Origin of the sequence: Methylobacterium sp. NPDC097929 (assembly GCF_049543375.1) — a bacterium.
Lineage (GTDB): Bacteria > Pseudomonadota > Alphaproteobacteria > Rhizobiales > Beijerinckiaceae > Methylobacterium.
In genome coordinates, this window is the sequence record NZ_JBMVEP010000002.1 from 70,914 (window position 1) to 94,692 (window position 23,779).

General features: G+C 68.2%; 21 protein-coding genes. 8 read left to right on the forward strand and 13 right to left on the reverse strand.

The features are described 5' to 3' along the window. Positions 1 to 17 precede the first annotated feature (17 nt). Complete coding sequence (locus tag ACPCJR_RS08400; RefSeq protein WP_391511720.1) at positions 18 to 293, forward strand: hypothetical protein; 276 nt, start codon at positions 18 to 20, stop codon at positions 291 to 293. A gap of 179 nt (positions 294 to 472) precedes the next feature. Here ACPCJR_RS08400 and ACPCJR_RS08405 read toward each other — a convergent pair whose 3' ends face one another. Both ACPCJR_RS08405 and ACPCJR_RS08410 read right to left on the reverse strand, forming a co-directional pair. Beyond that, positions 473 to 925, reverse strand: a complete 453-nt coding sequence (locus ACPCJR_RS08405; protein WP_391511721.1) for a hypothetical protein — start codon at positions 923 to 925, stop codon at positions 473 to 475. A 206-nt stretch (positions 926 to 1,131) separates the two neighbouring features. Continuing rightward, positions 1,132 to 1,605, reverse strand: a complete 474-nt coding sequence (locus ACPCJR_RS08410; RefSeq protein WP_391512092.1) for a GNAT family N-acetyltransferase — start codon at positions 1,603 to 1,605, stop codon at positions 1,132 to 1,134. Between the two features lie 165 nt (positions 1,606 to 1,770). Between ACPCJR_RS08410 and ACPCJR_RS08415 the strand changes: the two genes are divergently transcribed. The 3 genes from ACPCJR_RS08415 (at position 1,771) to ACPCJR_RS08425 (ending at position 4,635) form a co-directional block, all read left to right on the forward strand. Continuing rightward, positions 1,771 to 2,127: a hypothetical protein gene (locus ACPCJR_RS08415; protein ID WP_391511722.1), complete on the forward strand. Its 357-nt coding sequence runs from the start codon at positions 1,771 to 1,773 to the stop codon at positions 2,125 to 2,127. A gap of 105 nt (positions 2,128 to 2,232) precedes the next feature. Beyond that, positions 2,233 to 2,997 carry a toll/interleukin-1 receptor domain-containing protein gene (locus ACPCJR_RS08420; RefSeq protein WP_391511723.1) on the forward strand — a complete coding sequence of 255 codons (765 nt, stop codon included), beginning with the start codon at positions 2,233 to 2,235 and terminating at the stop codon, positions 2,995 to 2,997. Positions 2,998 to 3,036: 39 nt separating this feature from the next. Then, the gene (locus tag ACPCJR_RS08425; protein WP_391511724.1) at positions 3,037 to 4,635 is read left to right on the forward strand and encodes a DUF2235 domain-containing protein; all 1,599 of its coding nucleotides are present in this window, start codon (positions 3,037 to 3,039) and stop codon (positions 4,633 to 4,635) included. Between the two features lie 54 nt (positions 4,636 to 4,689). On the opposite strand, the gene ACPCJR_RS08430 is transcribed toward ACPCJR_RS08425, so the two are convergent. The 5 genes from ACPCJR_RS08430 to ACPCJR_RS08450 all read right to left on the reverse strand — a co-directional run bounded on the left by ACPCJR_RS08430 (position 4,690) and on the right by ACPCJR_RS08450 (position 11,099). Then, a complete protein-coding gene (locus ACPCJR_RS08430; protein WP_350634373.1) occupies positions 4,690 to 5,355 on the reverse strand; it encodes a Uma2 family endonuclease in 666 nt (221 codons plus the stop codon). 78 nt (positions 5,356 to 5,433) lie between these two features. Next, positions 5,434 to 6,996, reverse strand: a complete 1,563-nt coding sequence (locus ACPCJR_RS08435) for a TniQ family protein (protein WP_391511725.1) — start codon at positions 6,994 to 6,996, stop codon at positions 5,434 to 5,436. After that, complete coding sequence (locus ACPCJR_RS08440; protein WP_391511726.1) at positions 6,993 to 8,078, reverse strand: AAA family ATPase; 1,086 nt, start codon at positions 8,076 to 8,078, stop codon at positions 6,993 to 6,995. The genes ACPCJR_RS08435 and ACPCJR_RS08440 overlap by 4 nt, the downstream gene beginning before the upstream one ends. Before the next feature lie 36 nt (positions 8,079 to 8,114). Beyond that, positions 8,115 to 10,406: a Mu transposase C-terminal domain-containing protein gene (locus tag ACPCJR_RS08445; RefSeq protein ID WP_391511727.1), complete on the reverse strand. Its 2,292-nt coding sequence runs from the start codon at positions 10,404 to 10,406 to the stop codon at positions 8,115 to 8,117. Positions 10,407 to 10,415: 9 nt separating this feature from the next. Next, positions 10,416 to 11,099 (reverse strand): TnsA endonuclease N-terminal domain-containing protein, encoded by a 684-nt coding sequence (locus ACPCJR_RS08450; protein WP_391511728.1) that lies wholly within the window; start codon positions 11,097 to 11,099, stop codon positions 10,416 to 10,418. Between the two features lie 712 nt (positions 11,100 to 11,811). Between ACPCJR_RS08450 and ACPCJR_RS08455 the strand changes: the two genes are divergently transcribed. Beyond that, positions 11,812 to 12,444 carry a hypothetical protein gene (locus ACPCJR_RS08455; protein WP_391511729.1) on the forward strand — a complete coding sequence of 211 codons (633 nt, stop codon included), beginning with the start codon at positions 11,812 to 11,814 and terminating at the stop codon, positions 12,442 to 12,444. Between the two features lie 170 nt (positions 12,445 to 12,614). Here ACPCJR_RS08455 and ACPCJR_RS08460 read toward each other — a convergent pair whose 3' ends face one another. Continuing rightward, complete coding sequence (locus ACPCJR_RS08460) at positions 12,615 to 13,163, reverse strand: HNH endonuclease (RefSeq protein WP_110353120.1); 549 nt, start codon at positions 13,161 to 13,163, stop codon at positions 12,615 to 12,617. Positions 13,164 to 13,849: 686 nt separating this feature from the next. Here ACPCJR_RS08460 and ACPCJR_RS08465 point away from each other — a divergent pair. Together ACPCJR_RS08465 and ACPCJR_RS08470 are read left to right on the forward strand one after the other, a co-directional pair. Continuing rightward, complete coding sequence (locus ACPCJR_RS08465) at positions 13,850 to 16,576, forward strand: DUF3772 domain-containing protein (RefSeq protein WP_391511730.1); 2,727 nt, start codon at positions 13,850 to 13,852, stop codon at positions 16,574 to 16,576. Positions 16,577 to 16,717: 141 nt separating this feature from the next. Then, complete coding sequence (locus ACPCJR_RS08470; RefSeq protein ID WP_391512093.1) at positions 16,718 to 17,209, forward strand: CAP domain-containing protein; 492 nt, start codon at positions 16,718 to 16,720, stop codon at positions 17,207 to 17,209. 4 nt (positions 17,210 to 17,213) lie between these two features. Here ACPCJR_RS08470 and ACPCJR_RS08475 read toward each other — a convergent pair whose 3' ends face one another. Then, positions 17,214 to 18,047, reverse strand: a complete 834-nt coding sequence (locus ACPCJR_RS08475; protein ID WP_391511731.1) for an OmpA/MotB family protein — start codon at positions 18,045 to 18,047, stop codon at positions 17,214 to 17,216. Positions 18,048 to 18,061: 14 nt separating this feature from the next. Continuing rightward, positions 18,062 to 18,835: a motility protein A gene (locus ACPCJR_RS08480; protein ID WP_391511732.1), complete on the reverse strand. Its 774-nt coding sequence runs from the start codon at positions 18,833 to 18,835 to the stop codon at positions 18,062 to 18,064. Between the two features lie 266 nt (positions 18,836 to 19,101). Between ACPCJR_RS08480 and ACPCJR_RS08485 the strand changes: the two genes are divergently transcribed. Beyond that, positions 19,102 to 20,874: a glucan ABC transporter ATP-binding protein/ permease gene (locus tag ACPCJR_RS08485; protein WP_391511733.1), complete on the forward strand. Its 1,773-nt coding sequence runs from the start codon at positions 19,102 to 19,104 to the stop codon at positions 20,872 to 20,874. Positions 20,875 to 21,332: 458 nt separating this feature from the next. Here ACPCJR_RS08485 and ACPCJR_RS08490 read toward each other — a convergent pair whose 3' ends face one another. From ACPCJR_RS08490 to gnd, 3 genes are all read right to left on the reverse strand, one after another. Continuing rightward, entirely contained in the window at positions 21,333 to 21,473 is a 141-nt protein-coding gene (locus tag ACPCJR_RS08490) for a hypothetical protein (RefSeq protein ID WP_391511734.1), read from the reverse strand. Positions 21,474 to 21,974: 501 nt separating this feature from the next. Continuing rightward, positions 21,975 to 22,706 (reverse strand): 6-phosphogluconolactonase, encoded by a 732-nt coding sequence (gene pgl, locus ACPCJR_RS08495; RefSeq protein WP_391511735.1) that lies wholly within the window; start codon positions 22,704 to 22,706, stop codon positions 21,975 to 21,977. Then, entirely contained in the window at positions 22,703 to 23,695 is a 993-nt protein-coding gene (gene gnd, locus ACPCJR_RS08500) for a phosphogluconate dehydrogenase (NAD(+)-dependent, decarboxylating) (RefSeq protein ID WP_391511736.1), read from the reverse strand. Before gnd ends, pgl begins: the two co-directional genes overlap by 4 nt. Positions 23,696 to 23,779: the final 84 nt, after the last annotated feature.

The following is a 23,779-nucleotide window of genomic DNA, read 5'->3' on the forward strand; positions in this document are numbered from 1 at the left end:
CCCGGCCGAGGATCACCATGCGCTGCTTCCTGACCCTCTCGGCTGCAATTCTTGCCGGTTTGGCGGCTTCGCTCGTGCCGGCCGAGGCCGGCAGCCAGGGCCGGCGGCTCGCGCGCCAGCCGCTTCCGCCCGAAACCGTCTACCGCGATCCGGCGCCGCGCTTCAGGGTCGGGCCGCCCACGACGTTCGCCGTCCGGGCCTACGTGCCGCGGCCGACCTACCAGCCGATGTTCAATGCCCCGCCCGAGCGGTTGTGTGGCGCACCCCATAAGGGTGCGCTGACCGCCTGCTAAGTCTTTGATGTTCGCTTGCCGCGCACCCCATAAGGGCGAGCCGTTCCACCCCATAAGCACGTCAAGCTCGGTGGGCCTGACCCCATAAGAGTGAGACGGTACGGATCGTGGCATTCCAGCCGGCACAGCTGCACTCGCAGGCCGCCGCCCGGATCGAGGGCGGCGGCCTGCGATCGATTTCAGTCGTCGTATGCTCCGAGCAGGCGCCAAGGCCCGTCCTGTTCGATCCGCTCCTCGGCTGCGGTCAGCTGGTTCGGGAAGAGTTCCGCGAGGTCGGGATACTGCTCGACGAGCCAGTCGCGCACGTCCATCGTGAACGCGAAGCTCAGATCTCCAGCGTAGTCCTGGTTGTCTAACTCAAGTCCGATCTGACCCTCGGCCACGGCCTCGTAAAAGCTGCTGCGGAGGAAGGACTCGACCCCTCGCCGGTTAAGGCCGCAGAGGTCCGCCAGCGGCCCTATGGCGAGGCCTTCGCCGGCCTCCAGGTGTCTCTTGAGGGCGGGCCAGTTCGGCAGCCCGTGCTCGATGGCCAGGACGTCCTGTGCCCGGGCCAGCGGGATGCCTTGTTCACTGCGCAGCCGCTTGGCGCGCATGCGAAGGAGTTCGAGCAGAAGCGTGTTGTCGAGGGGCATGGCCGTCTCCGACGAGAACAGGCGTGCCGAGTGCCCACGGTCGACCTCGCCTGCTCCGAAATGGAGAGGGCGTGGGGAATCTAGCTTCAGGGGGCTGCGTTGCGCTTCGCCTGGGTGGGCACACGGGCCTGCCCCGAGAGGCCCGCGAGATAAATGGCACCGCCTGTGCGGTGATCAAGACCGGAACTGACGATACACGTGAAACCCTAGCTCTCGACCCTCAACAGGTATTGAAGGGCGGGCAGCCCGGTAAGACCATCGGTCACTGCGATCGGATCCGCACAGATCGCACGCTCGGAGGCACGGCGGGACGCAATGTTGTCCACGTGGACGATGCCCTCTACATAAAATGTCTTTAGGCCCGCACGTCCGAAACCATGCCGCAACTCCGCAATGGCCGACTTGAGGGTGGAGGTGGCGAGACCCTGACGCCGGAAACGCTCGGGAACGGCGCAGCCGAGTTGGAAGCAGGGGCTTCCTTCGAACGGCTCAGCGAGCGCAGCATTGACGAAAGCTGTGACGGTCGCCCCATCGAGGCGCACGTAAGCCCAGCGCCGCATACCGTGCATGTTGTCGGTGTAGACGTAGAGATCGCGGTCCAAGTCGCAACGCTGGGGTCGGACCTCACCGACTCGCAAGGCCTGCTCGAACGACACCATCGCGGGTGTTGGGTCAGTCATCTGGGCCACAGTGGTCTCCCCGCTTGCCACTCATGATCACGCGAGGTCTACGGGCTCACACCCCATAAGGACGTCACGTGGCTGATCGTGCCCCGCATAATTAGGTCAAGTTTTCGCCCCCGCACCCCATATCGACGTCACCATCGTCAATGACAGGCGGCGCCGATGACACCCGAAAAGTTCAAGAACGACGTTCAGATCGCCTACAAGAAGGCCATCTCCAAGACGAACTCCTGGACCCATCACGACGACCACACGCACCGGATCTTCGACGGCGTCACGGTGTTCGGCAGGGAGGCTGGCATCGACCTCGTCCAGACGGTCATCGGCTCGATCCTGCAGGAGGCCGTCCATGCGGCTGAGGCCAAGAAACGCTCCATGACGCTCCGGCCCGGCAGGATCGGCAAGGCGGCGCTCGCCGGCATGGTGGAGACCCTGCGGGCGATGACCGGCCTGCCGGTCTCAGAAGGGAACGGGGTGATCACCATCGCCTGGGCGAAGGACGAGCCGGACCTGTACTGACCGGCGTTGGCAGCGGTGATACCGGGAGCGTTCCGGTCGCAATGCCGCTAACGGAAGCCGCGCGCTAAACGACTCAGAGAGCGGAACAAAACGAGCCCAGGGGACTTGAACCTCGAATTTGCCAGCCACGCTTCGGGGGCTGCGGTGACGATGAAACCAAGGGCCAGGGTCGACAAGGCGGCGACGCTCGCAAAGAGGGCATCGCCACACACCCGCGCCACCATGGCCACCAAGACGCCGGCACAGCCCGCGAAGCCGAAGAAGGCTACGGTGCGGATCTTCGTCTCCTACTGCCACGCCAATGCGGCGGCCCAGGAGAAGCTCCAGATCCACCTGGCGCACCTGAAGCGTGACGAGGTTGAGACTTGGTTCGACGGCGACATGCATGCCGGCGACAAGCTAAACACCGAGATTTCCCGCAAGCTGCGCGAGGCGCATGTCTTCGTCGCGCTGATGAGCCCGGAATACATCGCCAGTCACTGGTGCCAGCTCGAATACAGGCGAGCGATGGGCCGGCGGGCCCGCGGCTCGATGCGGGTCGTGGTGGTGGTGCTTCGACACTGCGACTGGAAGGCGACCGGCGCCTCCGAACTCAAAGTGCTGCCCCGGGACGGCCGCCAAGTCAGCAGTTGGCGGACGATGGACGAGGCTTTCTACGACGTTACGCAGGGCCTCCGCGGCGCGGTCAGAGCTGTACGGGCGACAATGGCTGAGGCGGCGAAGGCCAAGCCCAAGGCGGCCAGGCAAGCGCGCACGGCCGCGGTCAAAGCGACGAGGGCAACGGCGAAGACCCAGGGGCGGACGAAGCGCCAGCCCGACACCAAGGGACCTAAGCAGAAGCGGCCGACACGGAATCGTGCAGCCCGGTGACATTGGATCGGGGAGCCGGCCCACGGGGTCGGATGGGGCATGCCGAAGAACATCGTCATCTTCTCGGACGGCACGGGCCAGGAGGGCGGGCTCCGGGAGGAGCAGCGGCTCAGCAACGTGTACAAGCTCTACCGGGTTTGCCGGGTCGGGCCGGACAGCGACATCGACCCCAGCCAGCAGGTCGCCTTCTACGACCCGGGTCTCGGCACAGATGGATCGGCCACCGGCTTCGTCGGCGCGTACCGGCGGCTGCAGAAGCTGCTGTCCTCGGTGACTGGCCTCGGCATCACGAAGAACGTCGCCGACTGCTACGAATTCATTATCAACCACTACGAGCCGGGGGACCGGATCTACTTGATTGGCTTCAGCCGGGGCGCCTACACGGCCCGCTGCGTGGCCAACGTCCTCTTCCTCTGCGGCGTGCCGACCACTGCGCCAGGCGGTCTCTGCCAATCGCCGAGCCTGTTTGGTGCAGTCGGTCAATGGCTGAGGACCAAGATCCCCGGTCTCAAGCCTGCCCCGCGCCCAGTCGGCGCCCCCCCACCAGCAGGGAGCTACCTTCCACGCTTCCGCAAGGTGACCCGGGACATCGCCGAGGAGGCGGTGATGCGCGTCTACGAGTACGGCGCCGGCTTCGCGCGAGCCCGCTACGAGCCGGAACGCTTCGAGCTCGCCCAGCGCTTCCGGCGCAAGTATGGGTCCGGCACTGACGAGCGGGCGAACGTCGCTCCGCACTTCATCGGCGTGTTCGACACCGTGGCTTCGCTCGGCTCGGTGGGGCCGCTGCGGTGGGGCATCGCGGCCGGCTTGACCGCGTTGGCGGCCCTGCTCGTGTCCATCCCGTCCGCCCTGCTAGATCTCGCCTTCGGCACCGGGTTCTGGGGTCCGTTCGTTGCCATCTCGGTTCTCGCCGTGGCCTTCGTCCTCTTCCGCTGGTTGCCGACGGCGGTGAAGTTCATCACCCACTCGCCCGTCGACGGCGGGACGCACTTCCACATCGCTCAGTGGCGTTCGGCCAATTACGACCGGCTCCTGTCCGGCCAGGTGGGGTTCGCCCGGCACGCCATCTCCATCGACGAGAACCGCAAGGATTTTCCTCGGGTCGGATGGGGCAGCAAGGACGGCATCCGCCAGAAGGTCGTCGGCGAGCCAGACCCTCTGATCCAAATGTGGTTCGCCGGCAACCACTCCGACATCGGCGGAAGTTATCCCGAGACCGAAAGCCGACTCTCGGACATCGCCCTGGGTTGGATGGTCGAGCAGGCCACCAGCATCCCGTATCCGCTGATCGTCGATGGAATGGCCCCCGGCAAGGACGGCTTCGGTCGACTGCGCGTGCACCCGGCCTCCGACGGCATGCAGCATTGCGAGGTTGCCGGCATGCACGACACCGTTGCAGGCATCTTCCCGGGCTGGCTGGCGCGGCGCCTGGGCTGGCTCGGCTGGCCTGTCCAGGTCCGCGATGTGCCGGATGGTGCGCTGGTCCATTCAAGCGTCCGAGAACGCTTCGCCCTGACCGAGGTCACGCAGTGCACCGGCAGAGGTGCATACCGGCCCGAGGCGTTGAAGGGGCACGCCGACTTCAAGATGAGTTACCCCGACGGGGCGAAGATCATGCCCGATGCGGCAGCCCCCTGACCGCTGCCCACACCGCGCGGCAGGTTGGACCTATGTTCAGAAGGTCAAGGTTGTTCAGGGGGTATGCCCGGGCACCGCGCGTGGCTGCCATCGGGTGTCGGCGTAGATGTCCCCGACCGTGCACGATAGGCCCATGGAGGGGATCGCGATGGGATCGTCCAGATCTTTCAGGTCCTGGCGGATCCAGCCTTCCTCCTCCCGCGTCAGGACCGTGAGGTGCACGCGATCCTGCTCGATGAGAACGACGGCCTCGCAGGGCGCGTGCGACTGGTAGAGCCTGACCTTGACGTCGACCCAGCGCTCTCCACCGACACGGGCGGTCTCCTCGTCCGTGCTCGAAACGACCTCGGCGAGCAGGAAGCCCGCGGCGGTGAAGCGCTTGCCGGCGACGACGTCATCGTAGCTCACGACCGCGACGTCCGGCTCGGGCCGATAGTCCCCTCGCTTGCCCAACTGCGTGACGACCGCGTCGGGCCACTCGCACTCGATCCCCGGCCGCTGAACGGCCATGCGCGTGGCATCGTGCTCGCGCAAGGCGGCGTTCAGCAGGTTCTCCAAGTTCGAGGCAATCCTGTTGTGCTCCATGAAGGGCGGGGTCATCATGACCGGCAAGCCCCCGATGAGCTCCCAGCGTTCATGATCCGGGCGCTTCTCCTGGAACGACCGGAATTCAGCCCCGGACATAGGCCGGGCCTGGCTCCTGACAGCGGCGAGAGGCATGGCACGCTCCTCCTCACAGGGATCGTAAGGTAATCCATATCGGGTCCGGGGGACATCTCGCGAAGGCCTTCGCCCACATTATGCGCGCCGCTCGCAAGCGACGAAGTGGGCCGGGGTACGGCCGTGGGCCGAACGCAGCCTGCGCCGAACCGCCAGCACCTCGACGCGCCGGACGACCAGGCCCTGCAGGCCGCCATCCGTCTCCAGCTGGCCGTGAAGGCCGAGCTGACCGACCAGCGCCTCGCGGATGAGGACTGCCAGCGGCACCGCGTAGGCGTGTGCGGCGCCCGTGAGCGTGGCTTCGTCCACCTCCACGCACAAGCGTTCCGATAGGCCCACAGATAGGCGGTCCAGCACCCCCTTCACGTCGGCCCGCGGGAACACGTAGGCGTGCTTCGTCGCCCGCCCGCCGGTGATCCAGGGCTTGAGGATCCCGAGGGCGGTGAGGTCCTTCACCACCTTCCAGGTCGTGCCGAGCAGGGCCGCGGCGCCGTCGACGTCGACCGAATCCCGCATGACCGCCTCGATCGCGCGGACCTCGGCCTCGGGGATCCTGAAAGCCATGCCCCGCACCTTGGCGCGCGACAGCAGTCCGCGCTGCTCCAGGATATCCCGCATCACGAGGATCGTGACGCCGCACTGCGCCGTGGCTTCCTTGAGCGTGCAGGTCGAGGTCGGGGGCAGCACCTTCGCCCGCGCCCGCTTGTCGACCACGAACCGCGTCTCGGCATGCTCAAGGACCATCCGGAACAGGTCGGGCGAGAACCGCTTGCCGCCCTTGCCGTTGAGCCAGTGGTAAAACCAGCCGTAGGCCGTGGTCAGCCCGGGCGACCCACCACCCGCGACGCGGAACCCCTCGAAGACGCGATCCAGCACGCCAGCCAAGCCGCCGCCTGCGAGCGCCGCGTAGCCCTCGGCTAGAAGGCAGTGCCGCCCGACACCGAGGTCATCCGCGCCCGGCCAGCGCGACCGATATCCCCCGAGGGACAGGGCGCCCACACGTTCCAGCACGTCGATCGCGTCGGCCATCCCCAGGGGGTCGAGGACCGAGTCGGGCTTCCGTGGCACCACTCCGAGCCGACCCAGGAAATAGCTGTCGACGGCCAAGGCGGCCGGCTCGGCAGGTTCCGGCAGTTGCGCTGCGACGTCGCCGTCCTCGCACGCCCGGCAGCCGCCGACGCGCCCATCCCGCCATGAGAGGTCGCGCCCCGCCGGGCACGGGCACCGGCCGACGAGGCGGCAGCCGTGCTCGGGGCAGGTCTCGATGAACGCTAGGTCGAACCAGAACCGCTGATGCCGGGAGGCGGTGACGCAGGCCGGGCACACGCGCCGGAGCTTGCGGTGGAGGTCGCGCCTCCGCCCGATCCGTTCGCCGCGCACGAGGACGCCGTCGCCCCGTGCGAACGCGAACCCGTCCCGCGTGAGGCGCCCCTCGTCACTGCAGACGATGGCGGCGAGGCGACGGACGCCGCGGCCGAGGCGGAGACCCTGTAGGGTCAGGCGGGTCTCGCGGGCCACGTCGTCGGTCGAGGGGTAGCCGTTGATCTCGGCAAGCCTGAGGAACAGCCCGGGGGCGTGCTCGCCGTCGAAGGGCTGGTCCCACAGCGGGACGCCGAGGGGTGCGATGCCGTCGCCCTTCATTTCGTGAAGTCCATGTCGGACCAGCGCGGAGAGCGGTCCCCTGGCGGGGGCTTCCCGTCGCGCCCCTCCTCACGCTCCAGCCTCGCCTTGCGACGCTTAGCCATGGCCGTGAAGCGCATCGGGTCGGGGTCCTCGGCGAGGAACGGGTTCTCGCCGTCCTCGGCGCCGAATTGGCTGCGGTAGGTGTCCGCGAACACCTTCGTCGTGATGCTGTCGAGGTCGAGCTTGATCGCGTTCCCCGCGGCGTTCTTGAGGAAGGGGACGTAGACGCCGGGGTACCCGCCGCACGCGATGTGCATCCTGAGCGCCGTCAACGGGCTGTCGAGGCCGGTCGGGCGGTCGAACGGCAGGATGCTCTCGGCGTCCCGGCTGAACGCCATGAAGGGGCTCGCCTGGTCGTCCGGGGTGCAATCGAACGGTCGTATGACGTGTCGGGCCGTCGTCCGGCGGCGGACCGCACCGTTCACCTCGGGTATGTTCAGGGCGTCGAGCTCGCCCATCAGCACGATCTGCACCCGCGCGAGGTTCAGCAGATGACGGAACAGCTTCGCCCCGTTCTCGCTGCCCGCCTGCCAGAGGATCTCCTGGCTCTCGTCGGCAACTAGCACCCGCACCTTCTGCTTGAGGCTGTGCCTGACCGCGAGCGAGATCAGCTGGCCGAATGTCGCCTTCGCCCGCGCCCTGTAGCCGAGCAGGAGCAGGTAGTCGCTGAGCAGCGAGTTGAAGCTCGGTCGCGGCCCGATCTCCAGCTTGACCGCCGGCCGCTCAAAGCCCTTGTCCGTCTGCACGAGGACGCACCAGCTCCTCGGCAGCTCCTCACCGTCCGGGCCCTCGACGGCCTCGCCGCGATAGAACGTGCCGCCGGTCTCGGCCGCGACATCGCTCATGTAGTCGTCGGCGACGGTGGACTTGCCCGCGCCGTTCTCGCCGACGACGAACACCACCGACCCCTCCGCGCCGGTGCGCCAGTCGCCGTGGAGGGTCGTCAGCAGCTCCTTGGCCTCCAGGAAGGCCGGGGTGTCGGAATGAAAGCGACCGATTTCCAGCAGCCGATCGCGGCGCGACATGTCCCTGAACGCCATCACGGTACCTCGTGTCGGAAGAAGCCAAGGTCGCGGTCAGATCTCCCGACGGCGTAGGGTGGTGGGCGGCCTGTTCGGAGGCGGATCCGGGGGCGGAGTCGACGGCGGTGTGGGGGTAGCTCCGGACGTGTCCGTTGGCGCCAGGGCCGGCGGCTCCAACGGAGGGGGCGGATCGGACCGCCCCTCGGGTTCTGACGGTGCCGCCGGAGCCGACCGCTCGGCGGGATGGGTATCGGGGTCCTGAACCCTCACCGGCACGCTCGAAGGCCCAGGATCGGCCGTCGGCTCGATCGGGGGCGGATCGACGACCGGATCGGGGGACGGCTTGGCGCGCCGATAGGGTCCCGCGGCCGTGTGGCGCGCGCGTGGAGGCCTGTCCAGGTCATGCAGGTGCCCGGGCCTGCGTCCGTCGCTCTCGGCCGGCGACGCGCGCTCGGGTGCCAGATGCTCCATGGGCTTGCGACCGTCCGCCCTGAAGCGGGCGAACTTTTTCGGGGCCTTGCTGCGCGTGTTGCCCTCGACGATCGTGCGGACGAACTCGAAGATCTCGCTGCGGGCGCGGGCGACGGACGCCCTCTTCGATTCGGTGGGTTCCCGCGTCTCCCGCGCGCGCTTCGTGATCACCTCGTACTGGTGCAGAGTCTCGCCGACCTCGACGTCCTCCGTCATCAGGTCGCCCGCGAGCCATGTCCTGCTCTTCGGGTCGTGGGCCCAGGCCCGCGTCAGGTCGAGCGGATCGATCCGGATGTCGACCTCGGCGTCGAGGCCGATCCTGTTGCGCAGCCTGGAGAACGCGTTCGAGTTCCAGCGCAGCCCCTTGTAGCGGATGCCCTCGCGGGTGAGCACGCGGCGGTCCGCGATGCCCGTCAGGGGGGCGAGCAGTTCCCGGGGCGGAGGCAGCTTCTGTCCACATAGGGACAGGCCGCGCCGCCAGCGTTCCGCCGGGGCCCCGCCCGTCGCCGAGTGGTTCTCCTGGTGGTAGACGTCGATGATCCATTTCGCGACGACCCACCGGAGCTGGGCCAGCGTCAGCACCGCGAGCCCTTCAGCGTCGTATTCCTTCCTCAAGAGCACGTTCGACAGCGTCGTGCCGGCGATGACGTGGATCACCTGCTCTTCGAGCGTGCGGAACCACCGCTCGATCTTGCCCTTGAGGTCGCCCCGCCTGCGGGGCAAGGGCACGACCTTCATGTTCAACGCCGCTTCGAGGGCCCGCATCGAAGAGCCCAGCAGTTCCCGGCCGCCGTCGGTGAACAGCCTGTCAGGACAGCCGTGGCAGGGATGCTCCTCGTGGATGCCGCCGAGGGCCGCCACGAAGTCGTCCTTAGGCATGACGGCGTGCTGGAGCGCCTCCATGACGCTCGTCCACGAGGGCGGGTGAAACCCGATGGCCCAGCCGATGATGCATCGGCTAAATCTGTCGATGAGCGCCGTCAGCCACGGCCGTCCGAGACTCTTCTTCGTGACCGGATCGATCACGATGATGTCGAGCAGCGTGTGGTCGGCCTCGACCTCGGCCAGGGGCCAATCGCCCTGGGGACCGGTGCCCACGGCCGCGAGCAGGCGATCGGCCTCGCGCTTGCCGCATCGCTTCTCGATGAGGTCGTACTGTTCGCGGTGCTTGAGGGCGCGCGCGATGACGTTCTTGCCGATGACGTCCTTCTGCCCGAGGTCGGGGATGGTGAGCCCCTCGCGAAGGGCACGCTCGCGGATGCGCGTCTGGGCGCGCCGGCGTGCGTCGGCCTCGGAGCCCGAGGGCTGGGTCGCGTAGGTCTCGTCGATGGCCCGGTCGATCTCCTCGACCATCCACTTCTGCAACCGAGCCCTTCGGTTGCCCTTCTTCCACGTGAACGGCACGAGGGCGCGGATGTCGCGCCCGCTGCAGAGCCAGAGGCGATCCCAGTGCCTCACCATGCGCGGGGACGGGCGCAGGCCGACGTCGATGCCGTGCTCCTCCCCGACGGCGTCGATGACCGCCTGGATTGCCGCCTTCCTGTGCCGGTCCCGGGCAGGCAGCTTGTCGACGCCGGCACAGTACAGCTGCTTCTGCTCGGCGGTCGTCCGCTCGGCGACGGTGAAGCTGCCCCAGTCGGTTTGGAGCGCTTCCTTGACGTTGTCGTCGAGGGCCTGGAAGTCGCCCTCGCTGGTCAACCGGAAGGCGCGCGCCATCCGCAGCTGGTTCGCGTTCGTCAGCGGGATCTCGTGGCCGGTGGCCTTCTCGGTGAACACGCGCCCGTCTTCGCCGACGGGGCCGGCCGTGAACGCACGCCCGTCGATCCGGACGGGCATGTTGGCGTGGATGCGCAGGGCGACGTCGGGCATTCCCATGGCAACGCCTCAGAGCCGACGCATGCGGGCAGAGGCGGAGAACCGCTCCGTCCGGTCGATCTCGACATGGCCGAGCCAATCGAGGCGGATGGCGAGCGGGAATGCCTCGACCCCGCTGCCGACGGCCTCCTGCAGGTCGGCCACTGTCGTCTCCTCCGGCAGCGCGAGCAACGCTTCGCGCCCGGCGCGCACCAGGCGATCGGGGAACAGGTCATCGGCGTATCGCCCGAGGAGCTTGGCGTTCCAGAGCAGCGGCTGGATGCGGATCTCGTGCTCGGTCTGCAGGCTGAAGTCGAAGCCCTTCCGCCGGGCGGCCTCCTCGACCGCGCACCACCAGCCCTCGACCCGGGCCGCATCGGCATCGTCCTCGGGATAGAGGGCCTCAAGCGTCTTCACCTCGACGAGCTCCGGGCGCTTCCCCCTCAGGCGCAGCAGGAAGTCCGGCGTCCATGTGCGGAAGCGGCCCTCGAAGAAGATCCGGAGCGCGAGCGGCTGCTCCTGGATCTCGACGAGATCCCGGTCGTAGGCCTCGACGATCGTGACGAAGTCGCCTTCGAGCAGGCTCTCGCAATCGACGACCTGCCCGCCCACTCGATAAACCGGGATCTCGACCCGGTAGCCATCGCGTCCTCCGTACGGGACGACGGTACGCGTGGCCTTCCGCCGGCCGACCTGATGTCCTCTGCGCGCCATGCACGACCTCTCCGACGCGGCGCGCCGGGCGCGCCTCGGGGTTTCGGGATCGGAGGTGAAGACGAACTCGCCGTGCGCGGCCCGCAGCCGAGTCATTGACCCGCTTGCGCTCGGCACATCCTTGATTCAGAATGGCTTCACCGGCGACGCCCTCGCGGACGTCGCCTCGGCGCTGAAGGTTTGGGGAGCGGCATCCGGGATCTTTTCCGGGATGCACCGGTCGCCGCTCGGTCCTTCTGCACTGGCGAGCCCACGGCCTCCGGCCGTGGGCTTCGTCGTTTCGGGGGATCCCCCTTTAGGTTCACGTCATGTCATCCTCCGCTGCCCGTCCGAGCGCGCTTGCTTGATAAGGATGCCGCGCCCAGGCATCAGGGCAAGCGGGAAATCGTCAGCGTCTCGAAGCCGTTGCGAGTCCCGGTCGAGTCCCGGGGTCACCTCTACGAGGAGAATCGCGACAGACTGTCGCATCCTGATCGAGCCTCGCCCGGCCTTCAGGCTAAAACCTCTGTCAAGACGTAAAATGCGGTGTTCGAATGCGTAGGCGCAGCTGCCTATAAAAGGCACCTGCTCCAATGTAACTGAAACTCACCAAGCGTGAGTTGGCCACGGAAAGCTAGGGCCTTGGCAAATGCCGCGGCCCCGAGCCGGCTCGATAAATTTCAGGATGCTACAGCTTAACAGAAAACGCTCGGGACATCCAGCAGCCGAGGTCATGATCATTAACGCCGAGGCCGTCGAACGCTCAGACACGCTACGGACGGACAGTAGAGACACCGGCAGGATGACGAAGTTGGTCAAGGACGGCTCGCTGACCCAGGCTCTAGCGGAACTCAGAGGCACGACGATTCCAGATCCCGTCGAGGAGGAGCGGAAGCGCAAGCGCGAGCGATATCTGCGCGGCAAGGCGGTGAAGCGGTGGCCTGCGTTCCAGGTGGATTGGGACCCGGAGCCGGGGAATTTCTACAGGAGCCGGGATGCGACCTCGGCCAGCGATTTCCGCGCCCAGCACCCGAATGGCGTCACGCTGGGGGACGTACCGCTGAGCGAACTCGATGCTGCCCTGCATGTCGGCAGCCGGCGCTCCGCTCAGGAGGTCTGGAGCATCGGCGAACGCGGCAAGGTCGCTCGGGCCATCCGCCACTGGGAAGACGGCTACGCGATGACACCGCCAATGCTGGATCAGGCGTCGGACGGCACGATTACAATCGCTGGGGGCCACAATCGGCTCGCCGTCGCCCGAGCCAAGGGCGAGACCTCCGTTCCGATCCTGTTCGACCCGGCGAGGCTCGCCTTCATGCAGGGCAAGCTGCCGAGCCTCGTGATCCGGGGCACCTTCCCCGTCTGAAGCTGCGAAGAGGCCGCCCGAACAAAGGGCCCGGGATCACTCCCGGGCCTTCGTCTCGAACCTAGCTCACCTAGGGACGTTGCAGTCTTATGGGATGTAACGCGACGTCCTTATGGGGTGTTTGACGCGCTTATGGGGTGCACGACAGGTTGCGCTGAGACGGCGTCCGCTCAGATGTCCAGCTCGCTGTCCCAGTAGAGGTAGTCGAGCCAGGTGTGATGATACTGGCGGTGGTCGAATTCCGGCTGGCGGCGGTGCAGCTCGTGCCGGGTCGGCCGGTGCGGCTCGTTGAGGAGCGGCATCTCCGCCTCGTCCGGCGTCCGATTGGCCTTGCGCAGGTTGCAGGGTGAGCAGGCGGCCACGACGTTCTCCCAGGTCGAAAGGCCGCCGCGGGAGCGCGGCACGACGTGGTCGAAGGTGAGGCCGCCCGAGGGCAGGCGCAGACCGCAATACTGGCAGGTGAAGGTGTCGCGCAGGTAGATGTTGTAGCGCGTGAAGGCGGGGCTTCGGGCCAGGGCCACGTAGCTCTTGAGGGCGACCACGCTCGGCACCTTGAGGGAGCGGCTCGGGCTGTGCGCCTCGACGTCGTAATTGGCGACCAGGGTGACGCGGTCGAGGAACAGGGCGGTGAACGCGTCCTTCCAGGACCACAACGAGAGCGGATTGTAGGATAGCGGCCGGTAATCCGCGTTGAGCACCAGGGTCTGCAGATCGATCATCGACGCCACTCACTCACTGCTCGTGACGGCGCCCCTCGGGCGCCTCGGCCTCGGACGACTCAGGTCCGAAGGGCCATGCCGTGCCCGCGACGGCCGGAAGACCGACGGCGCTTGCCCGCGATGCCGAGGCAAAGGTCGTCGTTCCGTCGCGCGCCTCCGCACCGCACCGGCCCCGGCGCGTACGAAGGACGCTGCAGCGGGAGCGGGGCGGTCGAAGCCTGTGATGTCGGGAGAGGACTGGCGACAACAGTTCCGGCCGGCGAATCGTGCCGGTTCGAACCGAGGCGTGGCAGCGCGGACGATCAGCGCCGCCTCCTCGCACCGTGAGGATATGGCCAAGTCCATCGCGGCTTAGTGTAATATCAGCGTGACAAGCTTGTGAAGGCAGGAGGCTCGGCCGCGACGTCGCGGCCCACGTTTTTCCGCGAAAACGGATCCCGGCCCTGCGCCTCCGCACGCTTTCGCCCCATTACGGGAGCAGACAGGCCGCAATCCGAAGCGCTCTTGTGCGTTGCGGCAAAATTCGGGATGGGCCCCTCGGCGGGCGGGCGATCGGCCCTAGCTGACGGGGCAGCGTCGCCGGCCCGGCTCTCGCGCCCGGATCATCCGCGGAGCGTCGCGGACCGTGCGATCCGCCTCCCGCCGCCGCAGCCCGACGCGATCCGCTTCCCCCGCGAAGGATGACGATGCTCCGACGTTTCCTCTCCTCCCGTTTTCGCACCGTGGCCCGCGCGACGGCCCTGATCGCGACGCTGACCGCGACGGCGACGCTGCCGAACCCTGCGGCGGGGCAGGGGAGTCCGCCGGCGACGCAGGCTCCGGCACCGCAGCAGGCTCCCCCCCCGGCGGCCCCGGCCAACGGCCAGCCCGCTCCGGCGAATGGCGCTTCACCGGCCGCCAAGCCGGCAGCACCCAAGCCCGTCTCCGAGGCGCTGCAGACGCTTCGCGATCGGCTCGACACCATCAAGACAGATCTGGAGTCGCGCGAGAAGGCGATCACGGGGCAGAATGTCGGCGCCGGCGATCTGACCCGCGCCCGCGATGGGCTGGACGGGCTGGCCGACCGGCTGCGCGCGATCATCGACTTGCTGGGGCCGCGGCTCGAAGCCGCCCGGGAACGCCTCGATCAGATCGGGGCGAAGCCCAAGGAGGGCGCGGAGGGCGAGGAGGTCGCCCGCGAGCGCGCCGAGCGCGAGCAGGCGGTCAACGACATCGACGGGACGCAGCGGCTCGCCAAGTCGCTGCTGGTACAGAGCGATCAGATCGTCGATCAGATCTCGAACCGCCGCCGGGCCGCCTTCACCCGCGGCCTGCTCGAGCGCAGTTCCTCGCTGTTCAGCCCCGACCTCTGGATGCGGGTCGCCGCCGACATCCCACGCGACGTGTCGTCTCTGCAAACCGGCTTCGAGGACACCGTCTCCCTGTTCCGCCGAAACGGCAGCCTGTGGAACCTGCTGGTCCTCGGCCTCGCCTTCGGCCTGTCCTTCGCCCTGTATTTCGGCCGCCGCAACATCGCGCCGGCCCTCGGACGCCGGGACATCAGCGTCACGAATCCGTCCCGGCGCGCCAAGCTGCTGGGTGCGTGGCGCGTGCTGCTGCTCGGGACCCTGCCGGCGGTGGCGGGCAGCTACGCCATCTACTACGCCCTGGACGCCACCGAACTGCTGCCGGCCCGCTACCTTCCGGTGGCGAGCGCCATCCTGGGCGGCATCGCCTTCATCGCCTTCGTCGAGGCGACCGCGGATGCGCTGCTCGCCGTGAACAAGCCCGCTTGGCGCCCGGCACCGGTCTCCGACGCCGCCGCGTGGCGGATCAACGCACTCGCGGTCAGCATCGCCGTCGTCATCACCGTCTCGAAATCGACCGAGGCGCTGAACTCGGCGATCTACGCCGCGCTGCCGATCTCGATCGCCACCCGCGGTATCGGCGCCGTCACGGCCGCCCTCCTGCTCGCCATCGGCCTGCACCGCTTCGCCGACACGGCGGAGAAGGAGGAGGAGTGCTTCGGCCCCTATGTCGGCACCGAGACCTCCTCCAACATCGGCGGTCCCTTGCGCCTGCTCGGATGGGTCGCGGTCGCGGTCATCGCGGCCGCACCGCTCGTCGGCTACGTCGCGCTTTCGGCCTTCCTGGTCGATCAGTTGATCTGGACCGCGAGCATCCTCGTCCTGCTCTGGCTGCTCATCGTAAGCGCCGACGTGCTGATCGGCGGCTCGCTGTGCGAGGAGACCCGCATCGCCACGACGCTCCAGGCCAATACCGGCCTGCGCAAGCGCTCGCTCAATCAGATCGCCGTGATCGTGACGGGCTTTGCCCGGGTGCTGCTGATCGCCGTGGCCGCACTCCTGGCGCTCGCACCCTGGGGCCTCGATTCGACGGACGTGTTCTCCTCGGTTCGCACGGCCTTCTTCGGCTTCAAGGTCGGCGACGTCACCATCTCGCTCTCGGCCATCGCCTTCGGCGTTGGCATCCTCGTGCTCGGCGTGTTCATCACCCGCGGCGTGCAGCGCTGGCTGGAGAACACCTACCTGCCGGCCACCGACCTCGATGCCGGCCTGCGCAATTCAATCTCGACGGTGGCCGGCTATGTCGGCTTCCTGCTCGCCCTGGCCCTGTCGTTCTCCTATCTCGGCCTGAGCCTGGAGAAGCTGACCATCGTGGCCGGCGCCCTCTCCGTCGGTATCGGTTTCGGCCTCCAGTCGATCGTCAACAACTTCGTCTCGGGCCTGCTGCTGCTCTGGGAGCGCCCGATCCGCGTCGGCGATCAGGTGCTCATCGGCGACAGCGAGGGCATCGTGAAGCGCATCTCCGTGCGCTCCACCGAGATCCAGACCTTCGACCGCTCGGCCGTGATCGTGCCGAACTCCAACCTGATCTCGGGCATCGTGAAAAACCGCGTGCGCGGCGATCGCACGGGCCGCGTCATCATCTCCGTCAACGTACTGCGCAATCAGGACCCGGTGCGCGCGGCCGAGATGATGGTGGAGTGCGCGCGTGCGCATCCCGACGTGCTCAAGGAGCCGCCGCCGCGGGTGGTCTTCAAGAAGATCGGCGATCCCTTCCTCGAGTTCGAGCTGATCGCGCTCGTCAGCGACGTGAACTTCGGCCAGAAGGTGCAGAGCGACCTGAACTTCTCGGTCTTCAAGACCCTGGCGGACGCGGAGTTCATCCCGCCGATGGGTCCGGCCTCGAGCTTCATCACCGTGCAGGGGCTGGAGCCGGTCCGCGACGCTCTCGGCCAGATCGCGAGCGCAGTCGGGAGCTCGGCCACGCACGTCATCGCGGCCCCGGCGAAGTCCGCGGCAGGCTCGGCGACGAGCGAGGAGCAGGCGGACGAGTCGGGTGTGCCCCGCGAGGATTCACCCCGCCTCGCGAGCCAGGGACAGGATACCGGACGCCGCCGACACGGCTGACGGCCTTCCTCGCCGGGGCGGACGGTCTCGAAGCCGAGAATTACGGGGACGCTTCAGCCGCTTGACCTTGAGTTTCCCGCGGGCGGGCCCCACCTCCACCGCTCGCTCGCGGGGAAATCAGCTTTCGTGTCCGGACGTCGAATGGTTCTTGCCGCTCCGGCGGCTATCGCCCTCGCAGCCCTCGTGTCGGGCTGCGCCCGGGACACGGCGCCCGATGCAGGCGGACTTCCGAGCATGTACCTGCCGCTGACCACCGGCAGCACCTCGGTCGATACGACGGCGGCGCGGGACATGATCTCGGCCTATCGCCGCAACAACGGCGCGGCGCCGCTCGCCGTCGATCCCGCGCTCCAGCGTCTGGCCGAGACGGAGGCCGCGGCCATGGCGGCTGCCGATCGGCCGAGCAAGAGCCAGACGGTGCGGGCGGCGGTGTCGCGACTCGGCTACGAAGGCGCCGACGCCAACCTCTCCGCGGGCTACCACACCCTGGCCGAGGCCTTCTCGGGCTGGCGCGACAGCCCGCCCCACCGCGCCGTGATGCTCGCTCCCGAGGCGAGCCGGATGGGCATCGCCACGGCATACGCACCGGGCTCCAAGTACAAGGTCTACTGGGCGCTGCTGGTCGCCAAGTAGGGGCTCAGGGCACGATCCTGCCGTTCGGCGTCGGCGGCGCCTCGGACAGGAGCGTCACGGTCACCCGGCGGTTGGCGGCCAGATAGGGATTGTCGGGGAACATCGGCTCGGTGTCGGCCTTGCCGGCGACGGAGGCGAAGCGGTTATCCGGAAGCCCGGCATTGGCCAGGATCTCGCGTACGCTGATGGCGCGGTTGGCCGAGAGTTCCCAGGGCGGAGCGGTATCGCGGGTGCCGGGGCGGGCGGTCGCGGTGAAGCCCGTGACCGCGATGCGGTTGGGCAGCTTCATCAAGGTCGGAGCGAGGCGCTCCAGCAGGCGCCGGGTTCGGTCGTTGGGCCGGCTCGATCCTTCCGGGAACATCGAGCGTCCGTCCTGATCCACGATCGAGACATCGAGCCCCTTGCGGCTCGGCGCGATGATGACGTTCTTGGACAGTTCCGCCACCTCCGGCATGTCCTGCATCGCCTGCCGCAGCGAGGCGGCGGCCTGTCCGTAGGCGTCCGGGTAGCCGCGATCGGGAATGCCGTCGTCGAGGCCGCTGTCAATCTGCGGCGGGGTGGTGCGGTCGGTGGCGCGGTCGGGCGAGACGTCGCGCAGGTGCTTGAGCTTGTCGGCGGTCGGTATCCCCTCGCTTTCGAGGATGCCGGCGAATTTCGATTCCTTGTTGACGCCGAAGGCGTCGCGCATCGAGCCGGCGACGACCTGAAGCTTCTTCTGGTCCTGCGTGGAATAGGCGGCGATCATCACGAAGAAGCTCATGAGGAGCGCCATCAGATCGGCGAAGGTCACGAACCAGCCGTGACCGCCATGGGCGCCGCCGCGCTTCTTCTTGGCCACCGACTAATCTCCCGTCACGCCGCTTCCGCGGCGAGATCCTCGCGGTGGTGGGCGGGCAGATAGGCGATCAGCATCTCGCGCACCAGCGAGGCGCTCTTCTGGTCGCGGATCAACAGGATGCCGTCGATAATGAGGGAGCGCGACACGTCTTCCTCCTCCAGCTTCACGTGCAGCTTGTCGGCGATCGGCAGGGCGGCGAGGTTGGCGATCAGCGCGCCGTAGAGGGTCGCCAGCAGCGCCGTCGCCATGGCGGGGCCGAGCTTCGAGGGATCGGACATGTTGGCGAACATCGTCACCATGCCGAGGATGGTGCCGATCATGCCCCAGGCCGGGGCGCAGTCGCCGAAGGCGCGGTAGATCTTCGAGCCTTCGTCGAGATGCATCAGGAAGTTGTCTCGGTCGCGCTCCATCGTGTCGCGGATGAAGTCGCGGTCGTAGCCGTCGGCGATGTAGCGTGCGCCCTGGGCCAGGAACGGATCGGAGATCTCCATGTTCTCCAGCGCGATCGGGCCGGACTTGCGCACGACTTCGGCGATCTTGGTAATCTCCTCGATCAGGTCGTGCGGCTTCACCGAGCGCATGGTGAAGGCGTAGCGCAGGCCCATCGGCAGGCCGTGCAGCATGGTCGAGAAGGGGAAGCGGATCATGGTGGCGGCGATGGCGCCGCCGAAGATCACGATCACCGCGTGCTTGTCGAAATAGGCGGCGAAGTTGCCGCCATCGATCATGATCAGCGTGAACACCACGCCGATGCCGGAGAGCAGCCCGATACCGGTTGCGAGATCCATGGAAGAGACGCCCGATCCCGGCCGATGAAGCGGGCCGTGACACATCTCTAAAAAAACAGGCTGAAAGAACGGTAAAGGGCTTGGCCCGATCGGCCCCGGGCCGTCATGTGCCGTTCAGGGGAAGCGCAGCATAAGTTCCCATACCGATTGCCGGAGTGGTTGCACGCAGGTCGTGGCGGCTGCGAGGGCGAGCGGTGCCGGGAGGGCCCGGCCAATCTCAAAGATTCCCTCGGCCAGGGCCGAACGGGGCGGGGAGCGGAAGCAGGATGTCGATAATTCGCCTCTATGCGCGGGTGCTCGGCTTGCTCGGAGCCGAGAAGCGGCTGGCGGTCGGCCTGATCGTGGCCAACGTCGCCCTCTCGGTCGCGGCTTTCGCCGAGCCGTTGATCATGGGCCGCATCATCGACGGCCTGACCCATCTCTCGAAGGATACCCCCGCGACCGCGCTCGCCCCGTGGATCGTGGCCTGGGTGGTGTTCGGCCTGTTCACCATCGGCGCGGGCGTGGCCATCGCCCTGCACTCCGACCGCCTCGCCCACCGCAACCGGCTCGCCACCATGGCGAATTTCTTCGAGCACGTGCTCGAACTGCCGCTGGCCTTCCACTCCTCCAACCATTCCGGCCGCGTGCTGAAGGCGATGCTGGAGGGCACCAACGGCATGGCGTGGCTGTGGCTCGGCTTCTTCCGCGAGCACTTTGCTGCCCTGCTCTCCGTGGGCGTGCTGCTGCCGCTCACCCTGCTCGTGAACTGGCGTCTCGGCGCGATCCTCGTCGTGCTGGTGCTCGTCTTCACCGCGCTCGCAAGCTACGTGCTGCGCCGGACCGAGACCCTTCAGGGCGAGGTCGAGCAGTTCCAGTCGGGTCTGGCCGCGCACGCCTCGGACGCGCTGGGCAACGTCGCCGTGATCCAGTCCTTCACCCGGGCCCGGGCCGAGAAGGAGGCGATGCGCACCATCATCCACGACCTGCTGCGGGTTCAGATCCCCGTCCTGTCGTGGTGGGCGATGGCCAACGTCGCCACCCGCGCCTCCGGCACCCTGACCATGACGGCCATCTTCATCACCGGCATCGCCCTGCACCAGAAGGGGGCCGCGACGGTGGGCGAGATCGTCGCCTTCATGAGCCTTGCCACCATGCTGGTGACGAAGCTCGACCACGTCGTCACCTTCGTCAACGGCGTGTTCATGCAGGCGCCGAAGATGCGCGAGTTCTTCGAAGTGATCGACACCGTGCCGACCGTGCGCGACCGGCCGCAGGCCAAGCAGGTCGCCCGCTTCGACGGCGCCGTCGAGTTCGACGAGGTCGCCTTCACCTACGACGGCCGCCGCAAGGCCCTGGACGGCGTGTCCTTCGCGGCCTTGCCCGGCGAGACCGTGGCCCTCGTCGGCACCACCGGCTCGGGCAAGTCGACCACGCTCGGCCTGCTGCACCGGACCTTCGATCCCGAGAGCGGCGCCATCCGCATCGACGGCACCGACATCCGCGACATCGGCCTTTCGTCCCTGCGCCACAACATCGGCGTGGTGTTCCAGGAGCCGATGCTGTTCAACCGCTCGATCCGCGAGAATCTTCAGGTCGGCCGTCCCGACGCGACCGACGAGGAGATGCTCGACGCGCTGGAGCGCGCCCAGGCCGGTGAGTTCATGGCCCGGCAGCTCGACGGACTCGACACGGTCATCGGCGAGCGCGGCCGGTCGCTCTCGGGCGGCGAGCGTCAGCGCCTGTCGATCGCCCGGGCGCTCCTGAAGAACCCGCCCGTGCTGATCCTCGACGAGGCCACCAGCGCGCTCGATGCCGCCACCGAGCGCAAGCTGCAGCAGGCGCTGGAGACGGTGATGGAGGGGCGGACCACCTTCGTGATCGCCCACCGCCTCGCGACGATCCGCAACGCCGACCGCATCCTGGTCTTCGAGGAGGGCCGGATCGTGGAAGCCGGCACCTTCGACGAACTGGTCGCCCTCGACCAGCGCTTCGCCGAACTCGCCAAGGCGCAGTTCATGGCGGCCGAGACGGACGAGGACATGCCGCTGGCGGCCTGAGGCAGCCGACAGGTCGCCCTCGCGCGGGACCGGAGCGCGGCCCGGCCGCTCTCGTCAGCCCCATCCGATCAGGTCGATCGGGTGGGGCTTTTCGTTTGATCCCGTTCCCGGCTGATCGCTTGGGGTCCGGCCCACCTGCCGTCATCGCGCGCGTGAGCGAAGCGATCCGGAAGGCGTCATGTCCGAGCGGGGCTGCGACTTGGATGGCCTCGGCTTCGCCTCGCGAGGACGAAGGCACGTCCCGAAGCCTTCAGGCGGATGCCGTCTGATATCGGCTCCGTTTGATCGCCTCAGCCTTCACCTCGCTCCGTCCTCGCGAGGCGGAGCCGAAGCGACCCGGAGCGCGACGTGTCCGGAAGATACCGAGCCCTGGATTGCAATCGCTGAGCCTCGCAAGGACGAGGGCAGAGACCGAAGCGATCAAACGAAAGCCGTCTGAGATGTGACGCGGTCCCGGCTCAGGGGCGGCGGGCTCCGCGCGGCGCCGGGCGCGGCGTCTCGTCGGCGGCCGGCGCCTGCATCGCGTCGAAGGCCGTCGGGTCGAGTTCCAGCACCGGCAGCGGGCCGAGATCGACCGCGGGTGCCGCCGCCTGCCTCACGGGCTCGGGCACAGGGGCGACAGACGGCAAAACGGACGGCAAGACGGACGGCAAGACGGACGGCAAGACGGACGGTACAGGCTCGGCCGGCTCCGTAGTCACGGTCTCGGCCCGCGTTGCGGGTACCGCCGCACCGACCACACGAACGGGCTCGGACACCTCGCGGGGCAAATCGGCGACGGGAGCCGGCTCCGGGGCGACCGTCGCCGTCTCGCGGAGAGAGGGCGCGACGATCAGGGTCACCGCGAGCGACAGCCCCACGAGACCGCCATAGACGGCCAAGCCCGGCCGCCGCGCCTGCCGCCGCACCGGCGACAAAGGTCCTGGCAGGATACGGCTGCGGCGCAGGTGAAAGCGCGGCTGGCGGCTCAGCGGCGGCAGGTCCCGCACGGTGGCTGTCTCAGCTCCGACCATGAGCTGACTCCCGGTGTCGTTGACGAATCTCCGTCGACACACCGGCAAGATCCGGGGCGAAATTGAGGCGGCGGAGCCTCCGCCCGATCAGGCGCCCGCAGCCTCCCGGTCGATGTACCAGCGGACCGTGCCGACGCTCTCGACATGCCGGGCCGGCAGATCCTCGCCGTCGGCGAGGCGTTGCAGGGGTTCGCGCTTGCCAGCGCCGTTGACGAGGAACAGCACCGAGCGCGACGAGGCGAGCGCCGGGAAGGTGAGGGTGATCCGCGGCACGAACGGCTCCATGCCCGCCTCGGGCACCGGGGCGGCCCAGGCCTGCCGCTCGGCCAGCGCCGGCTTGCCGGGAAAGAGCGAGGCGGTGTGCCCGTCGCTGCCGAGGCCGAGCAGGACGAGATCGAACAACGGCCTGTCCGGATCGAACCGTCCGGCCCCGTAGAAATCCTGGAGCGTGGCCGCGTAGGCACGGGCGCCGGCCTCGGGCCCCTCGTCGGAGGGGATGAAGTGGAGATGCGTCGCCGGGACGGGTGACTCGTGGCCGAAGGCTTCGCGCACCATGCGCACGTTGCTCAAGGGTTCGTCCCACGGCACCACCCGGTCGTCGCCGAAGAACCAGTGGATGCGCGACCACGGCACCCGCTCGACGAAGCCGGGCGAGGCCAGCAGAGCGTAGAGGCGCTTGGGTGTCGAGCCGCCGGAGAGGCAGATCGCGACCCGCTCGCCCGCGGCGCTCGACGCTATGTCCAGCAGATGTTCGGCGGCCGCGCGGGCCGTCGCCTCGGCATCGGCCATCAATTCGGTGTTGGGAGGAAGCGGGATCATGGTGCCGGTCCGCGGCGCGGGGGTTCCTTGTGGCCGCCGAAGCCCTTTCGCATGGCCGAAAGAACCTTGTCCGCGTAACTCTCGTCCTCGCGGGAGCGGAAGCGGCGATAGAGGGCGGCGGAGAGCACCGTGGCCGGCACGGCCTCCTCGATGGCCGCGTTGATGGTCCAGCGCCCCTCGCCCGAATCCTCGACATAGCCCGAGAACCCTTCGAGCCGCTCGTCGCTCGCCAGCGCCGATGCGGTGAGATCGAGGAGCCAGGAGGAGACGACGCTGCCGCGCCGCCAGACCTCGGCGATGTCGCCGAGATTGAGATCGAAGCGACGCTCCTCCGGCAGTTCGGGCGAGTTGGCGTGGCGCAGGATGTCGAAGCCCTCGGCATAGGCCTGCATCAGCCCGTACTCGATGCCGTTGTGGATCATCTTCACGAAGTGACCGGCGCCGCTCGGACCCGCATGGATGTAGCCCTGCTCGGCCCGCGGGTCGCGGCCGTCGCGTCCGGGGGTGCGGGGAATCTCGCCGAGGCCCGGCGCCAGGGTGCGGAAGATCGGGTCGAGGCGGTCGACGGCCTCCTTGTGGCCGCCGATCATCATGCAGTAGCCGCGCTCGAGCCCCCAGACTCCCCCCGAGGTGCCGACATCGACGTAGTGGATGCCGCGCTTGTTCAGTTCGAGGGCGCGGCGCACGTCGTCCTGATAGAAAGAATTGCCGCCGTCGATGATGCAATCGTCGGCGCTCATCAGGCCGCCGAGCGCCGTCACCGTCTCCTCGGTGATGGGGCCGGCGGGCAGCATGACCCAGGCGGTGCGGGGAAGCTCCAGCTTCCCGACGAAGTCTTCGAGGCCGGACGCGGCGGTCGCCCCATCCGCCACCAGGGCCTCCACCGCCGCCGGATCGCGGTCGTAGACCACCGCGGTGTGCCCGTCGCGCAGGAGGCGGCGGACGATGTTGCCCCCCATCCGGCCGAGGCCGATCATGCCGAGTTGCATTCGCTCGAACTCCCATCGGCGTCGGGTGCGTGCCCGAGCGCAGCCATTCACGGGTTCGCCGTTCGAACGTTTCGGCACAGCGCC

What these genes read in the sequence shown, in the direction of transcription:
- ACPCJR_RS08400 (WP_391511720.1), top strand. Translation starts at nt 18, where the DNA reads ATGCGCTGCTTCCTGACCCTCTCGGCTGCAATTCTTGCCGGTTTGGCG.
- ACPCJR_RS08405 (WP_391511721.1), bottom strand. Translation starts at nt 925, where the DNA reads ATGCCCCTCGACAACACGCTTCTGCTCGAACTCCTTCGCATGCGCGCC.
- ACPCJR_RS08410 (WP_391512092.1), bottom strand. Translation starts at nt 1,605, where the DNA reads ATGACTGACCCAACACCCGCGATGGTGTCGTTCGAGCAGGCCTTGCGA.
- ACPCJR_RS08415 (WP_391511722.1), top strand. Translation starts at nt 1,771, where the DNA reads ATGACACCCGAAAAGTTCAAGAACGACGTTCAGATCGCCTACAAGAAG.
- ACPCJR_RS08425 (WP_391511724.1), top strand. Translation starts at nt 3,037, where the DNA reads ATGCCGAAGAACATCGTCATCTTCTCGGACGGCACGGGCCAGGAGGGC.
- ACPCJR_RS08430 (WP_350634373.1), bottom strand. Translation starts at nt 5,355, where the DNA reads ATGCCTCTCGCCGCTGTCAGGAGCCAGGCCCGGCCTATGTCCGGGGCT.
- ACPCJR_RS08435 (WP_391511725.1), bottom strand. Translation starts at nt 6,996, where the DNA reads ATGAAGGGCGACGGCATCGCACCCCTCGGCGTCCCGCTGTGGGACCAG.
- ACPCJR_RS08440 (WP_391511726.1), bottom strand. Translation starts at nt 8,078, where the DNA reads ATGGCGTTCAGGGACATGTCGCGCCGCGATCGGCTGCTGGAAATCGGT.
- ACPCJR_RS08445 (WP_391511727.1), bottom strand. Translation starts at nt 10,406, where the DNA reads ATGGGAATGCCCGACGTCGCCCTGCGCATCCACGCCAACATGCCCGTC.
- ACPCJR_RS08450 (WP_391511728.1), bottom strand. Translation starts at nt 11,099, where the DNA reads ATGGCGCGCAGAGGACATCAGGTCGGCCGGCGGAAGGCCACGCGTACC.
- ACPCJR_RS08455 (WP_391511729.1), top strand. Translation starts at nt 11,812, where the DNA reads ATGATCATTAACGCCGAGGCCGTCGAACGCTCAGACACGCTACGGACG.
- ACPCJR_RS08460 (WP_110353120.1), bottom strand. Translation starts at nt 13,163, where the DNA reads ATGATCGATCTGCAGACCCTGGTGCTCAACGCGGATTACCGGCCGCTA.
- ACPCJR_RS08465 (WP_391511730.1), top strand. Translation starts at nt 13,850, where the DNA reads ATGCTCCGACGTTTCCTCTCCTCCCGTTTTCGCACCGTGGCCCGCGCG.
- ACPCJR_RS08470 (WP_391512093.1), top strand. Translation starts at nt 16,718, where the DNA reads ATGGTTCTTGCCGCTCCGGCGGCTATCGCCCTCGCAGCCCTCGTGTCG.
- ACPCJR_RS08480 (WP_391511732.1), bottom strand. Translation starts at nt 18,835, where the DNA reads ATGGATCTCGCAACCGGTATCGGGCTGCTCTCCGGCATCGGCGTGGTG.
- ACPCJR_RS08485 (WP_391511733.1), top strand. Translation starts at nt 19,102, where the DNA reads ATGTCGATAATTCGCCTCTATGCGCGGGTGCTCGGCTTGCTCGGAGCC.
- pgl (WP_391511735.1), bottom strand. Translation starts at nt 22,706, where the DNA reads ATGATCCCGCTTCCTCCCAACACCGAATTGATGGCCGATGCCGAGGCG.
- gnd (WP_391511736.1), bottom strand. Translation starts at nt 23,695, where the DNA reads ATGCAACTCGGCATGATCGGCCTCGGCCGGATGGGGGGCAACATCGTC.